The organism is Mesorhizobium sp. P160927 (assembly GCF_057766385.1).
Map to the genome: position 1 here is coordinate 447,408 of NZ_JBYMDW010000001.1, position 13,667 is coordinate 461,074.

At 63.7% G+C, this 13,667-nt stretch carries 12 protein-coding genes and 1 tRNA gene; 4 read left to right on the forward strand and 9 right to left on the reverse strand.

Annotated features, from left to right (window positions below; translation table 11 throughout):
• Positions 1-319 precede the first annotated feature (319 nt).
• The 3 genes from AC3CB8_RS02275 to AC3CB8_RS02285 all read left to right on the forward strand — a co-directional run bounded on the left by AC3CB8_RS02275 (position 320) and on the right by AC3CB8_RS02285 (position 2,685).
• A tRNA-Ser gene (locus tag AC3CB8_RS02275) sits at positions 320-409 on the forward strand.
• A 604-nt stretch (positions 410-1,013) separates the two neighbouring features.
• Positions 1,014-1,340 carry a low affinity iron permease family protein gene (locus AC3CB8_RS02280; RefSeq protein WP_023771747.1) on the forward strand — a complete coding sequence of 109 codons (327 nt, stop codon included), beginning with the start codon at positions 1,014-1,016 and terminating at the stop codon, positions 1,338-1,340.
• A 1-nt stretch (position 1,341) separates the two neighbouring features.
• A complete protein-coding gene (locus AC3CB8_RS02285; RefSeq protein ID WP_023771748.1) occupies positions 1,342-2,685 on the forward strand; it encodes a phospholipase D-like domain-containing protein in 1,344 nt (447 codons plus the stop codon).
• A gap of 56 nt (positions 2,686-2,741) precedes the next feature.
• On the opposite strand, the gene recQ is transcribed toward AC3CB8_RS02285, so the two are convergent.
• Complete coding sequence (recQ, locus tag AC3CB8_RS02290; protein WP_352564015.1) at positions 2,742-4,577, reverse strand: DNA helicase RecQ; 1,836 nt, start codon at positions 4,575-4,577, stop codon at positions 2,742-2,744.
• Between the two features lie 236 nt (positions 4,578-4,813).
• Between recQ and AC3CB8_RS02295 the strand changes: the two genes are divergently transcribed.
• Positions 4,814-6,235: a coniferyl aldehyde dehydrogenase gene (locus tag AC3CB8_RS02295; protein ID WP_352564013.1), complete on the forward strand. Its 1,422-nt coding sequence runs from the start codon at positions 4,814-4,816 to the stop codon at positions 6,233-6,235.
• Positions 6,236-6,389: 154 nt separating this feature from the next.
• Here AC3CB8_RS02295 and AC3CB8_RS02300 read toward each other — a convergent pair whose 3' ends face one another.
• From AC3CB8_RS02300 to uxaC, 8 genes are all read right to left on the reverse strand, one after another.
• Positions 6,390-6,728, reverse strand: coding sequence for a cupin domain-containing protein (locus AC3CB8_RS02300; protein ID WP_023771751.1), 339 nt, complete (start codon positions 6,726-6,728; stop codon positions 6,390-6,392).
• 10 nt (positions 6,729-6,738) lie between these two features.
• Positions 6,739-7,503 carry a 2-dehydro-3-deoxy-D-gluconate 5-dehydrogenase KduD gene (gene kduD / locus AC3CB8_RS02305; RefSeq protein ID WP_023771752.1) on the reverse strand — a complete coding sequence of 255 codons (765 nt, stop codon included), beginning with the start codon at positions 7,501-7,503 and terminating at the stop codon, positions 6,739-6,741.
• A complete protein-coding gene (kduI, locus tag AC3CB8_RS02310) occupies positions 7,500-8,351 on the reverse strand; it encodes a 5-dehydro-4-deoxy-D-glucuronate isomerase (RefSeq protein ID WP_023784231.1) in 852 nt (283 codons plus the stop codon). The genes kduD and kduI overlap by 4 nt, the downstream gene beginning before the upstream one ends.
• Before the next feature lie 22 nt (positions 8,352-8,373).
• Positions 8,374-9,147, reverse strand: coding sequence for a FadR/GntR family transcriptional regulator (locus AC3CB8_RS02315; RefSeq protein WP_352564012.1), 774 nt, complete (start codon positions 9,145-9,147; stop codon positions 8,374-8,376).
• A 112-nt stretch (positions 9,148-9,259) separates the two neighbouring features.
• Positions 9,260-10,540, reverse strand: coding sequence for a TRAP transporter large permease (locus tag AC3CB8_RS02320; RefSeq protein ID WP_023784229.1), 1,281 nt, complete (start codon positions 10,538-10,540; stop codon positions 9,260-9,262).
• Positions 10,541-10,543: 3 nt separating this feature from the next.
• Positions 10,544-11,068, reverse strand: coding sequence for a TRAP transporter small permease (locus AC3CB8_RS02325; RefSeq protein WP_023771756.1), 525 nt, complete (start codon positions 11,066-11,068; stop codon positions 10,544-10,546).
• A gap of 62 nt (positions 11,069-11,130) precedes the next feature.
• Positions 11,131-12,108, reverse strand: a complete 978-nt coding sequence (locus AC3CB8_RS02330; protein WP_488377259.1) for a TRAP transporter substrate-binding protein — start codon at positions 12,106-12,108, stop codon at positions 11,131-11,133.
• A 33-nt stretch (positions 12,109-12,141) separates the two neighbouring features.
• The gene (uxaC, locus tag AC3CB8_RS02335) at positions 12,142-13,554 is read right to left on the reverse strand and encodes a glucuronate isomerase (protein ID WP_352564010.1); all 1,413 of its coding nucleotides are present in this window, start codon (positions 13,552-13,554) and stop codon (positions 12,142-12,144) included.
• Positions 13,555-13,667 lie beyond the last annotated feature (113 nt).

Here is a 13,667-nt window from a genome sequence, read left to right on the forward strand (position 1 = left end):
AAAACAAGCGGCGTGGAAGAACCCTCCACGCCGATTGCGCGCTGTCCCTAACCGAAGGTTGCGTGGGAGTCAAGGCAGACAGCCGCGGAACTGTTATTGGCGGCCAAGCACGGGCCGGGTCGAGAAGACCGCACGACGCTCCCGTCCCCTGCAGCGCGAGGATGCGGGACGGCGGGAAATCCGCACCGGCCCCGCCGCAAGCACCGCTGTGAATCCGTGGCTTTTCCGGAAAGCCAAATAACTCACGGATTTGGCCTTGTAACCTGCCCGTTCAGCCGTTATCTAGTGCGCCGCGCCGGCAACGGCCGACCATGACCGCGGAGAGGTGGCAGAGTGGTCGAATGCACCGCACTCGAAATGCGGCATGGGTGCAAGCCCATCGGGGGTTCGAATCCCTCCCTCTCCGCCATTCCCCCAAGTTAAAAATGCCGCCGGCATCGGCTCACGCCAATTCGCTGGCTTGTCCCTGATTGGAGACAGGCGCTGGCATGCGTGCGGCAGGACGCGACCGGCTGTCGCGGATCGGAAAATAAGAAGCGATGCCGAGGAACCAAAGCATGTCCCTCAAGTTCGATATCCGTTTCCACGGAGATCGAGTTCAGCATGCAAGGTCGAGGGCCAATCAAGGCAGCACTTCGAGCACAGGCCGATGAGGTTCGCCTCCACATCGGCATTCTGCAGCAGGAGCTGACCACCAACCGCAAAAGCGTGGGAGGCACATTGCGGTTGGGGTACGAGATAAAGTCCAGGAAAGTTCTGCTCGCGCGTCTGGAAAGGGTATTGGCGCAGTACTCGCCGGGCTGCCTTGAGAACGTCCCGACGCTGGGGCGCTCCGAGAAAGGCCCGCGATCGCAAGGCTCCCATTGCAACCTCTGACGCTTCAGCCATTCGAGACAATGCCCAACCAATACGGATGGTCAGGGCCTGATGGCTCCCGCCAGACAACCGTGCTGCACGGCAGCCTTCGCCGACGCGCTCGCGGGAACCTGCGTTACCGTGGAAAGTTCCTGCTGATGGCAAATCACCCCATTACCGGCGCCCTCACCTCGATCGGCACGTGGACCTCCCGTCCGGCAGCATTCCTGGTTCTGCTGGCCTATGCGATCTTCTGGATCGTTTTCGATCGGCAAAGCTTGAACTGGCATGGCGCGGCCACACTCCTCACCTGGGCCATGACGCTCTTCATTCAGCGGGCTGAACATCGCGATACCCAGGCCATTCATGCCAAGTTGGACGAAATGCTGAGATCAAACAATTCTGCTTCGACCATCACCCGCATCGACGATGAAGAGCCCGAGGACATCGAAAAACATCGCGATCGCAAGCAGCAGGGCGACTGACATGCGCGCTACCGGTTTCGTGGCGTTGCTGAGAGGCGCGAAGCCAACGCGGTTGGGCCGAAAGTTCAGCCCGCTGCTCAAGACACTAAGCTATGTGGCCGTTGCGGTTGTCGCCGGTCTGGTCACGTTGGCGGCCATAAACCTGACCCCTGAACCGCGCGTTTTGCGGACGATCGTCGCGCATCGTTTCGACGCATCGGACCCCCAGTTCGCCAGGTCGATGAGCAGCTACTCGCTGGGACAGATGTCAAACGCGAACGCGGTGCAGACCCTTGTGAACGGCGACGAGATTTTTCCTTCGATGCTCCAGGCGATCGGCGCGGCCCGGTCCACCATCGATTTTGAGACCTATATATATTGGTCTGGGGACGTCGGAAATGAATTCGCACAAGCCTTGGCGGCCAAGGCGCGGCAAGGTGTCGAGGTCCGGGTGCTTGTCGACTGGGTCGGCAGTCTGCCTTTCGATGAAGATCTCATCCACATCATGACAGGAGCCGGCGTGAGGTTCCAACGCTACCGGCCGATCCATTGGTATACGTTGGACCGTGTGAACAACCGGACCCATCGCAAACTGCTCATCGTCGACGGACGGGTGGCTTTTACGGGTGGCGTCGGCATCGCCGACAATTGGCGCGGAGACGCCCGCAATCCGGATGAATGGCGCGATACGCACTATCGGATCGAAGGGACCGCCGTGCCTGCTTTCCAGGCGGCTTTTGCCGAAAATTGGTTGGAGACGACCGGTGAGGCATTGCAAGGTCAAAAGTTCTACCCTCCGCCCGAACCCGCGGGGTCGCTCGGCGCCCAGCTGATACTTTCTTCGCAGCCAAATGGCTCGGAGAACATGGAATTGATGATGCTGGCCGCGATAGCCGCCGCCAAGGATCACCTGCGGATCGGAATGGCCTATTTCGTCCCCGACGACATCGCCCTCCAGCAGATTCTGGACGCCAGGAAGCGAGACGTGTCTGTCGATGTGATCGTTCCGAACGCGCTGACGGACGTGCCATTGGTTCGGAAGGGCTCGCGCTATTTCTGGGGCGACTTGCTTAGGGCCGGTGTGCATATCTACGAGTTTCAGCCCACCATGTATCATCCCAAGCTGCTGATCGTTGACGACGTCTGGACGAGCTTTGGTTCCACCAATCTGGACGAACGCTCCTTGCGGCTGAACGATGAAGCCAGTCTGAACGTCTACGGCAGGGATTTCGCAAACACGCAGATCGACCTGTTCAACCAGGACCTTGGGAGATCCCGGCGGATCACCCTGGCTGAATGGGAAGCGCGTCCCCTGCGGGAAAAAATTTCGGACTGGCTGGCCAGCAGGCTGCGCTCCCAACTTTGATAACCTAGCCTATACTGCTCGTTGGATCAGCCAGATCAGCCCTCGCCGTCAAGCTTTCAACCAGCCTGTTGCGCCGCGATCGCGGCCAGAAAAATCGCGCCAAACTCCTTGAGCTTCGCCCCTCCCACGCCATTCACTTCGGCAAACGCATCGAGGTCGCGCGGGCGGCGGGCGGCCATGTCGATGAGCGTGCGGTCGGAAAACACCACATAGGCCGGCACCTGGCGCTCCTTGGCGAGCCGCAGCCGCAGCGACTTGAGCGCCGCCAGCAGCGAAGCATCGACGCCCTCGGCTTCCGCGGCGGCGCCTTCCCCGGGACGCTTCCTGCCCCGCACGAAAGGATCCCGCGTCTCGACGCGATACTGGAATGCAATCTCGCCACGGCCGAGCGCGCGGCCGCTTTCGGAGATGGCGAGACCGCCATGGCCCTCGGGATCCGGCATGAGGAACCCGCCGGCTACCAGTTGCCGGATCAGCGACAGCCACACTGTCTTCCTGTGCGCGGCGCCGGCGCCAAAACTGCTGAGTGTTTGATGAGCTCTCGCCAGCACCTTCTCGGTCTCGTGGCCAAGCAGGATATCGATGACATGGGCCGCGCCGAAGCGCTCACCGCTCTCTGCAATTGCCGCGAGGATCTTCCGTGCTTCGGTACTGCCATCGGCGCGCGGCGTCTGATCGAGGCAGTTGTCGCAATTGCCGCAGGCTTGAGCCTCTTCGCCGAAATAACCGAGCAGCACCTGGCGGCGGCATTGCGCGGTCTCGCAATAGCCGATCAGCGTGTCCAACCGGCGGTGCGACCGCCTCTTGTGCTCTGACGAGGCATCCTCGTCGTCGATGAACAGCCGGCGCATGCGGATGTCGCCAAGGCCGTAAAGCATATGCGCCTCGGCCTCGCGTCCGTCGCGGCCGGCTCGGCCGATTTCCTGATAGTAGGCTTCCAAGCTGCCCGGCATATCGGTGTGGAAGACATAGGCGACGTCAGGCTTGTCGATGCCCATGCCGAACGCGATGGTCGCCACCATGACGACGCCGGACAAGGTCATGAAGGCGTTTTGATTGGCTTCACGCGCCTCCTTGTTCATGCCGGCGTGATAGGCGAGCGCGGTGACGCCGTTGCGCTTCAGAAAGGCCGCCATCTCTTCGGTTTTCTTGCGCGACAAGCAATAGATGATGCCGCTCTTGCCCGCATGGCGCTCGATGAAGCCGAGCAGCTGGCGCTTGCTGTCCTGCTTGGGCGCGATGGCCAGCTTGATGTTGGGCCGGTCGAAACCCAGCACCAGCGTTTCGACCTGCTCGGCGAACAGGCGGGCGGCGATGTCGGTGCGCGTACTCTCATCGGCCGTCGCCGTCACCGCGACGATCGGCACATTGGCAAAGATACCGCGCAACCGGGAGAGATCCTCATACTCGGGCCGGAACGCCGGACCCCATTGCGAGATGCAATGCGCCTCGTCGATGGCGATCAAGCTGACGTGGAGCCTGGAGAGGGCGTCCAGCATGCGCTCGGTCATCAGCCGCTCCGGCGCCAGATAGAGCAGCCGCGTCTGGCCAGATGCCACACGGCGCCAGGCGGCGACGTTGGCCTCGCGGTCGAGCGAGGAATTGATCGTATCGGCCGCCACGCCGGCAAGCCGCAGCGCCGCGACCTGGTCCTGCATCAGAGCCACCAGCGGCGAGACGACGAGAGTGAGCCCGCCCAGAACCAGCGCCGGAACCTGGTAGCAGAGCGATTTGCCCGCGCCCGTCGGCATGACGGCCAGCACATGCCGCCCGGCCAGCAGCGCATCCATCACGTCGGCCTGGCCGGGACGAAAATCGTCGAAGCCGAACACGTCCTTCAGGACGCGCCGCTTGGAATCGCCGGCCAGCATGCTCGCCGCCTGTGCCGGCATCAGGCGGCCACCTGGCGGCAAGCGATATTTCGCGTACGGGAGAGATCGGGGAAGATGGTCAAGGGCGACTCCTTGTGAGGCATTGGAGTAGCCCACCGCTCATCCCACCACAACCGCCCGTCAATGCCCTCGGCAACACTGCCGGCGCCGCCTTCCCCAACGGCACACGCACCTCTGGTGGATTCCGCCACGTTGCGATGTAAGCTTGCCTTTGCCGACACGCCAGGGAGGGCGCGATGCTGCAGGTGAGACAGGATTTGCTGGGCGAACGGTTCCGGCTGCAGCGCGTCGCCTTCAAGGCACAACCATTTCCCGACCTTGGCGTCCGCAAGGATCGGCTGAAGCGCCTGCTGGCGCTGACCGAGCGGCACGAGACTGAAATCTGCGCGGCGATCGACGCCGACTTCGGCGGCCGCTCGGCGCATGAAACCCGCCTGGCCGAACTGTTCGTCGTGCGCGCAGGCATTCGCCATGCGCTCGCCCATGTCGGCGGCTGGATGCGGGAGCGCCGGATTGCCACCACCTTGCCGTTCCTGCCAGGCAGGAACCGCCTCGTGCCGCAGCCGCTCGGGGTCGTCGGCATCGTGTCGCCCTGGAACTATCCCTTCCAGCTCGCCGTCGCGCCGGTTACGGCAGCGCTTGCCGCCGGCAACCGCGTGCTGGTCAAGCCGTCCGAACTGACGCCGGCCTTCTCTGGGTTGCTGGCCAAGCTGGCCGGCGAACATTTCGCCCCGGACGAACTCAGCGTCATTTCCGGTGATGCCGATACGGGGAAGGCCTTCGTCTCGATGCCGTTCGATCATCTGCTGTTCACCGGTTCGACCGCGGTCGGCCGCCAGGTCGCGATCGCCGCCGCCGCCAACCTGACCCCCGTCACACTCGAACTCGGCGGCAAGTCGCCGGCGATCCTCGATCCCTCCTGCGATCTCGACACTGCGGTCGCCAGCGTCGCCTATGGCAAGTTGTTGAATGCCGGGCAGACCTGCATCGCGCCGGACTATTTGCTGGTGCCGAAGGGACAAGCCGGTACGGTCGCCGCGAAGCTCGCCATCGCCATGGCGCGGCTCTACCCCTCGCTGCGCGACAACCCCGACTATACCGCCATCATCAGCGACCGGCATTACCAGCGCCTGCGCGCCATGGTCGCGGAAGCCCGCGAGGCCGGCGCCGACGTCACCGAAATAAATCCGGCCGGCGAAGCGTTCGGCGCCACGAGCCGGAAGCTCCTGCCGACCCTGGTCAGCAACGCCGGCCCCGATCTGCGGCTGATGCGCGAGGAGATTTTCGGCCCGGTGCTGCCGATCGTCGAATACGCCACGGTCGACGATGCGATCGGCCATGTGAACCGGGCCGACCGGCCGCTGGCGCTCTACTGGTTCGGCAACGACAGCGGCAACCGCCAGCGCATCCTGCGTGAGACGGTCGCCGGTGGCGTCACCATCAACGACTGCATGCTGCATCTGGTGCAGGAGAACCAGCCCTTTGGCGGCGTCGGCGCCAGCGGCATGGGCGCCTATCACGGCGAATGGGGTTTCCGCACCTTCAGCAAGGAGAAACCGGTGTTCCTGCAGTCGCGCTTGAGCGCGGGGAGCCTTCTGCGGCCGCCCTATGGCAAGACGTTCGAACGGCTTTTCGGCCTGCTCAGGCGCATCACCTGACGTTCATTAAGTCTATCTTCACCATGATGCGGTAGCTTTCGCACCTGCGGTGATGTTTGGAGTACCGCGGGCTCCGTTGGCGCCCAGGCAACAAACCCGCGCTTCCTTGGAGGCGCGGGTTTTTTCGTTGGCCGAGAAATCGTCGGCGACGCGGTCAGGCGAGGAAATCGGCGCGGTGCGGCGTAAAACTGTCGACCAGCCGCCCCGCCTCGAGCGCCTTGACGCCGTGCACCAGGCCGGACGGCACGATGAAGCTGCCGCCGGTCTCGACGATTTCGGTCCGGCCGTCGATGGTCACCTCAAAGCGGCCTTCGGCGACATAGCTCGCCTGCACATGCGGATGCGAATGCAGGGCGCCGACACCACCCTTATCGAAACCGAATTCGACCATCATCAGTTCGTCGGTGGAGAGGAGAACCCGCCGGCGATTGCCGTCCGGGGTCGGGGTCCAGGCACCCTGGCCGGCATGCGCGAACATCTTCGGCTCGGTCATCGTCTTCTCCTCATCGCGCAAGCCATCCCCCGTCCACCGGCACCACCGCGCCATGCATATAGTTCGAGGCCGGCGCCAGCAGGAAGACGGCGGCATCGCCAATGTCTCCGGGCTCGCCCCAGCGGCCGGCGGGAATGCGCCCAAGGATGGCCGCGCTGCGGTCGGGATCGGCGCGCAGCGCCTGTGTGTTGTTGGTGTCGATATAGCCCGGCGCTATGCCGTTGACGTTGATGCCCTTCGCCCCCCACTCGCAGGCGAGCAGCCTAGTGAGGCCGAGCACGCCATGCTTGGAGGCCGTGTAGGACGCGACGCGGATGCCGCCCTGGAAACTCAGCACCGAGGCGATGTTGACGATCTTGCCCTGGCGTCCACCGGCAAGGACGCGCCGCGCAAAGGACTGACACAGCAGGAAGACGGACTTCAAATTGACGTCGATCACGTCGTCCCAGTCGGCTTCGCCGAGATCGACGGCATCGGCTCGCCGGATGATGCCGGCATTGTTGACCAGCCCGTCGATCGGACCGTTTTGGTCCCAGACGCGGTCCAGCATCGGTCCGACTGCTGCCGTGTCGGCAAGATCGATGCTCATCGCCTCGAATTGGCCGCCCACCGCGCCGACCTTGCTCACGGTGTCGTCCATCGACGAGCGGCCGACGCCGATCACGGCGCCACCGGCGCGCGCGATCGAGACCGCGATGCCTTGGCCGATGCCGGTGTTGGCGCCGGTCACCAGGATGCGCTTGCCGGCCAGGCTGAAGGCTGTGAGGTCGCTCACCGCAGCATGTCCATCGCCACCGGATCGACATCGGTGTAGTCGACATTGTCGCCGGCCATCGCCCAGATAAAGGCATAGTTGGAGGTGCCGGCGCCAGAGTGGATCGACCAGCCCGGCGCCAGCACCGCCTCCTCGTTGCGCATGACGATGTGGCGTGTCTCGTCCGGCTCGCCCATGAAGTGGAAGACGCGCGCCGCCTCGTGCAGGTCGAAATAGAGGTAGGCCTCCATGCGCCGGTCATGCACATGGCACGGCATGGTGTTCCAGATGGAGCCCGGCGCCAGCTGGGTCATGCCGACGACGAGCTGGCAGGTCTTTGTTCCCCCGGCATGGATGAACTGGAAGATCGAGCGCTCGTTGCAGGCCTCCTTGCTGCCGAGATCGAGGCGCTTGGCGTCATCGAGGCGGATCAGCCGGCTCGGATGAGCCTGATGCGCCGGCGCGCTGAGCAGATAGAACTTGGCGGGGTCGTTCTTATCGGCGGAAGCGAAGGAAACCGTGTCAGCGCCCATGCCGAGATAGAGCATGTCGCGCGCCCGCAGGCCGAAGGACTGGCCGCCGGCTTCGATCGTGCCGGCGCCGCCGATGTTGACGGCGATCAATTCGCGCCGGTCGAGAAACCCGTTGGTGCCGGTCGGCTTGATCGCTTCCAATGGCAATGCCGTTCCCACGGGCATGGCGCCGCCGACGATCATGCGGTCGTAGTGCGTGTAGGTCAGGCTGATGCGGCCGGGCTGGAAGAGGTCCTCGATATGGAAATTATGGCGCAGCTCATCCGTTCCCATGGCGGCGGCGGCCGCCGGGTCGATGGCGAAGCGCGATGTATAGTCGGTGTGGTTCTGGCTCATCTCTGTCCTGGCTTTCGGTGGATCATTCGCCCGCGGCCGCCTTGACCGAACTGGCGTAATAGGCCTGTCGCGCCTGCAGGCGCGCGCGATAACGCTGCTGGCTGGCGCCGAGATGGGCGCGCATCGCCTCGCGCGCGGCTTCGGCATCGCCGGCCGTGATCGCGTTAAGGATTACCAGATGCTCGCGCTGCAGCCCGCGCTGGTAGCTGTCGGACTGCGCCAGTTCGGTCGACCAGGGCGAGGTCACGTCGCATGGAATGGCGCGCCGGCCGAGCACATCGAGCATCTCGACATAGAACGGGTTGTTGGTGGCGCTGGCGATGGCGCGATGGAAGGCCAGGTCGGCCGGGCCGGTCGGCTGGCTGCCGAGCAGCAGCCGCTCGAACTCGAAGAAGGCTTCCTGGATCGCCGCCTCCTGCGCGGCGTTGCGGCGGATGGCGGCGAGCCCAGCCGATTCGATCTCGATCGCCAGCCGCACCTCGAGCACGTTGAGCGCGACCGAATCCTTGGCTCCCATGTCGGCGGCCAGCGCCCCGAACATGGTCGAAATATGCTCGGTGACGAACACCCCGGCGCCCTGCCGCGGCTCGACCAGACCGTCGGCGGCAAGCTTGGCCAGCGCCTCGCGGATGACTGTGCGGCTGACGCCGAAGGTTTCGGTCAGCTGACCCTCGGTCGGCAGCTTGTGGCCGGGCAGGATCTCGCCCACCTGCAGCTGCTTGCGGATCGCCCCCATGACGGTTTCCGACAGCTTGGGTTTTCTCTCGACCCTGAGGTCGTTTGCGGTATCGGACACCTCGGTGACCTCCTAAAGCAATTGCAGGACAAGCGCGTAGCGGTTTTTTCGTCGTGAATTGCGTAAAAACAAAGAGTTACGGTTCAGCGATTCTAACGATCGCTGAACCGCTCTAATGGAACAGGCCCGGCAGCCACAATGAGATTTCCGGGACGTAGGTGACAAGCATCAGCACGGCGAAGGCGGCGCCGTAGAATGGCCAGATCGAGCGCATCGCGGTCCAGATCGGAATGCGGCCGATCGCGCAGCTGACGAACAGAACCGCGCCGACCGGTGGCGTGCAAAGCCCGATGCCGAGATTGAGGATGAGGATGACGCCGAAATGCACGGGATCGACGCCATAGGCCATGACCACCGGCAGGAAGATCGGTGTCGTGATGATGATCAGCGGCGACATGTCCATGAAGGTGCCGAGGATAAGCAGGACGACGTTGATCAGCAGCAGGATCACCAGCTTGTTGTCGGACACCGACTGCAGAAAGGCGACCAGCGCCGCCGGCACCCTGAGATAGGCGAGCAGCCAGCCGAAGGCCGCCGCGCAGCCGATGATCATCAGCACCATGGCCGTGGTGCGCACCGAGGCCGTCGTCGCCGCGACGAAATCGCCCCAGCTCATCGAGCGGTAGATGATCAGCGTCACCAGGAACGCGTAGACGATGGCAATGCAGGAGCTCTCGGTCGCGGTGAAGACACCGGACCTGACGCCGCCGAAGATGATGGCGATCAGGATGAGCCCGGGAATGGCGGCGACAAGCAGCTGCAAGGCCCGGCCGAAGCCGGCGAAGGGCTCCGTCGGATATCCCCGGCGGCTGGCGACCCAATAGGCCGTTATCATCAGCGACAGCGCCAGCAGCAGACCCGGTAGCACGCCAGCCGTGAACAGGTCGGCGATCGAGATACGGCCGCCGGCGGAGATCGAATAGATGATCATGTTGTGGGACGGTGGAATGAGAAGGGCGATGATGGCCCCGACAGAGGTGATGTTGACGGCATAGTCGATGCCGTAGCCGCGCGCCTTCATCTGCGGAATCATCAGCCCGCCGACCGCCGACGCATCCGCCACGGCCGAGCCGGAGATGCCACCGAACATGGTCGATGCGGCGATGTTGACCTGCCCCAGACCGCCGCGCAAATGACCGACCAGGGAGCCTGCCAGCGCGACTAGCCGAGCGGCGATACCACCGCGCACCATCAGGTCGCCGGCGAAGATGAAGAACGGGATGGCCATCAGCGAAAACACGGCGACGCCGGAATTGAGCCGCTGGAACACGACGACCGGCGGCAGGCCAAGCGTGAGGATCGTGGCGAAGCTGGCGACGCCGAGACAGAAGGCGATCGGCGTGCCGATGACCAGCAGGAACACGAAGGTGCCGAACAGGACGATCAGGGCCATGGTTCAGGGCTCCTCGCCGGTTGCATGAATGTCGGCGTCGACGGGCAGGCCGGCAAAGCGCCCGGCCAGCCGTTCCAGCGAAAACAGGCAGACCAGCGCCCCACCCAGGATGACCGGCAGGAAGCTGGCGCCGCCCGGCAGGGCAAGTGACGGCATGACCGTGTTCCAGGTCAGCCTGGCCAATTGCACGCCATAGACGATCATGCCGGCGCCGAAGGCCAGCACGACAAGGTCGGAAATGCTGCGCAGCACCGCCTTGGCCGAAACAGGCAGGACATAGAGCAGCACGTCGAAGCCGAGATGGGTGCGTTCGCGCACGCCGACGGCGGCGCCGAGAAAAATGAACCAGCCCATCAGCAGTACCGAGAAGGGTTCCGTCCAGCTTGGCGAACGGTTCAGCACATAACGCGAGAAGACCTGCCAGAAGATGATGATCGTCATCAGCGTCAAGCCGGCGCCGCTGATCCAAAGCGCCAGCCTGGCAAGTCCCGACAGGACCCGCTCCGCACCCAGCCAGAATCCTCGCATGGCCGACGCGTCCGAAGGCAGCGCGGAGGTCTCCGCGCCGCTCGATCCATTGCCCCTGCCGTTCATTTCTCGGCCTGTATGCGGGCGGCCAGGTCCTTCAATTCAGGCGTCGACAAGTACTTGTCGTAGACGGGCTTCATCGCGTCGATCAGCGGCTGCTTGTCGATCTGGCTGACCTTGACGCCCGCGGCCTCGACGATGCCGCGCGACTTCTTCTCCTGCGCGTCCCACAGTTCGCGCATCTTGACGACGCTGTCCTTGGCTGCCTGGCGCACGATCGCCTGGTCTTCGGGCGAGAGCTTGTCCCAGCTTGCCTTCGACATGACCAGCACTTCCGGCACGATCTGGTGTTCGTCCATCGTGTAATGCTTGGCCACTTCGTAGTGCTTGGCGGATTCGAAGCTCGGCCAGTTGTTTTCGGCGCCGTCGATGACGCCGGTCTGCAGCGCCGAATAGACTTCGCCATAGGCCATCGGCGTGGCGTTGGCACCTAGCGCGTTGACCATGTCGACGAACACATCGGACTGGATGACGCGGAACTTCATGCCTTTCATGTCCGCCATCGAGGTAATGTCCTTCTTGGTGTTGTAGAAGGACCGAGCACCGAAATCGTAGAAGGCGAGGCCGACGAGATCATGCGCCTCGAAGGCCTTCAGGATCTGGTCGCCGACACCGCCGTCCATGACGTGGCGCATGTGCTCGACGGAGCGGAACATGTAGGGCAGCGACGGCACGGCGGTCTCCGGCACGATGCCGTTGAACGGTCCCATCGAGACACGGTCGAGGTCGATGACGCCGGCCTGGGTCTGCTCGATCGTGTCCTTTTCCTCGCCGAGTTGCGCCGAGTGATAGACCTCGATCGAATAGCGGCCGGCGGTGCGCTGCTTGATCAGGTCGCCCATGTACTTGACCGCCTCGACGGTCGGGTAGCCGTCTGGATGGGTATCCGAGGATCGCAGCACGGTTTCGGCGTTGGCAGCGCCGATCAGCAGCGAACCGATGGCGAATGTCGCGGCCGTCAATTTCGAAAAATGCAACATGACTTCCTCCCATTGAAAATCGAAACGCCCGGCTCAGAGCCGGTACGCATTCTTGGCAAGCGTGTAGGCAAGCTCCTTCGCGAGTTCATGCGCCTCCTCCTCACGCAGCCTGTGCTCGGCGACGAGACGCGCCAGGAACGCACAGTCGACCCGCCGCGCCACGTCATGGCGGGCCGGGATCGACGGAAAGGCGCGGGTGTCGTCGTTGAAGCCGACCGTGTTGTAGAAGCCGGCGGTCTCGGTGGTCATCTCGCGGAACCGGCGCATGCCTTCCGGGCTGTCGTGGAACCACCAGGCCGGCCCGAGCTTCAGCGCCGGATAGACGCCGGCCAACGGCGCCAGTTCGCGCGCATAGCTGGTCTCATCCAGCGTGAACAGGATGACGGTCAGGTCACGCTCCAGCCCGACGCAGTCCAGCAATGGCTTCAATGCCGTTGCATAGTCGGTCCGGGCCGGGATATCGAAACCCTTGTCCCTGCCGAATTTCTGGAAAGCAGAAGCCGAATGATTGCGCATGGAACCGGGATGGATCTGCATGACCAGCCCGTCGTCCCGGCTCATCTTGGCCATCTCGGTCAACATCTGCGCGCGAAACAATTTTCGCTCGCGCTCATCCTGCGAGCCGGCGCGGACCCGGTTGAACAGCTCCTGCGCCGCCGCGTCGGAAAGATTGGCGGTCTCCGCCGTCGGATGACCGTGATCCGACGACGTCGCGCCGAAGCTCTTGAAGAAGGCGCGCCGCTGGCGATGTGCGTCGAGATAACCGGCCCAGGTCCCGGTGTCGCAGCCGGTGATCTCGCCGAGCCGATCGAGATCGGCCGAAAAGCCTTCGAAATCCGGATCGACGACGGCGTCCGGCCGATAGGCGGTGACAACACGGCCCTCCCAGCCGCTGTCGCGGATCATCTGGTGCCATTTGAGATCGTCGAGCGCGCCTTCGGTCGTCGCGATGACCTCGATGTTGAAGCGCTCGAACAGCGCCCGAGGGCGGAAGTTCTCCCACTGCAGCAGCGTTGCGATCGTATCGTAATGACGGTCGGCGGTCGCGGCGCTCAAAGGCTCTTCGATGTCGAACAGATGCGCAAGGACATGGTCGAACCACAACCGGGTCGGCGTGCCACGGAAGAGGTAATAGTGTTCGGCGAACAGCCGCCAGATCGCCCTGCCGTCGGTCTCGACGGGCGCACCATCGAGGGTCGGCACGCCGAGAGCCTCCAGCCGCACGCCCTGACTGAACAGCATGCGAAAAATATAGTGGTCCGGCACGATGAGCAGTTGCGCGGGATCGGGGAACGGCTCGTTCAGCGCATACCAGCGCGGGTCGGTATGGCCGTGCGGACTGATGATGGGCAGGTCCTTGATGCCGGCGTAGAGAGCGCGGGCGACCGACAGCGGGCGCGCCTCGGCTGAAAACAGCAAATCCGCATTGGTCAGTGCCACGGCCATCCTCCGGCTCCATGGGTAGGATCGGTCAGAAATAATGTCAACATACAAAAATCTGGTTGTTGTATGATGACTCCTAAGCGAAGCTAAGCATTGTCGGCGGACGCCGTCAGTGT

Bases quoted from the DNA above. Each gene is read 5' to 3' on its own strand.
- AC3CB8_RS02320 (WP_023784229.1), bottom strand. From the start codon at position 10,540: ATGGCCCTGATCGTCCTGTTCGGCACCTTCGTGTTCCTGCTGGTCATC.
- kduI (WP_023784231.1), bottom strand. From the start codon at position 8,351: ATGAGCCAGAACCACACCGACTATACATCGCGCTTCGCCATCGACCCG.
- AC3CB8_RS02330 (WP_488377259.1), bottom strand. From the start codon at position 12,108: ATGTTGCATTTTTCGAAATTGACGGCCGCGACATTCGCCATCGGTTCG.
- AC3CB8_RS02300 (WP_023771751.1), bottom strand. From the start codon at position 6,728: ATGACCGAGCCGAAGATGTTCGCGCATGCCGGCCAGGGTGCCTGGACC.
- uxaC (WP_352564010.1), bottom strand. From the start codon at position 13,554: ATGGCCGTGGCACTGACCAATGCGGATTTGCTGTTTTCAGCCGAGGCG.
- AC3CB8_RS02295 (WP_352564013.1), top strand. From the start codon at position 4,814: ATGCTGCAGGTGAGACAGGATTTGCTGGGCGAACGGTTCCGGCTGCAG.
- AC3CB8_RS02325 (WP_023771756.1), bottom strand. From the start codon at position 11,068: ATGCGAGGATTCTGGCTGGGTGCGGAGCGGGTCCTGTCGGGACTTGCC.
- AC3CB8_RS02280 (WP_023771747.1), top strand. From the start codon at position 1,014: ATGGCAAATCACCCCATTACCGGCGCCCTCACCTCGATCGGCACGTGG.
- AC3CB8_RS02285 (WP_023771748.1), top strand. From the start codon at position 1,342: ATGCGCGCTACCGGTTTCGTGGCGTTGCTGAGAGGCGCGAAGCCAACG.
- recQ (WP_352564015.1), bottom strand. From the start codon at position 4,577: ATGCCGGCACAGGCGGCGAGCATGCTGGCCGGCGATTCCAAGCGGCGC.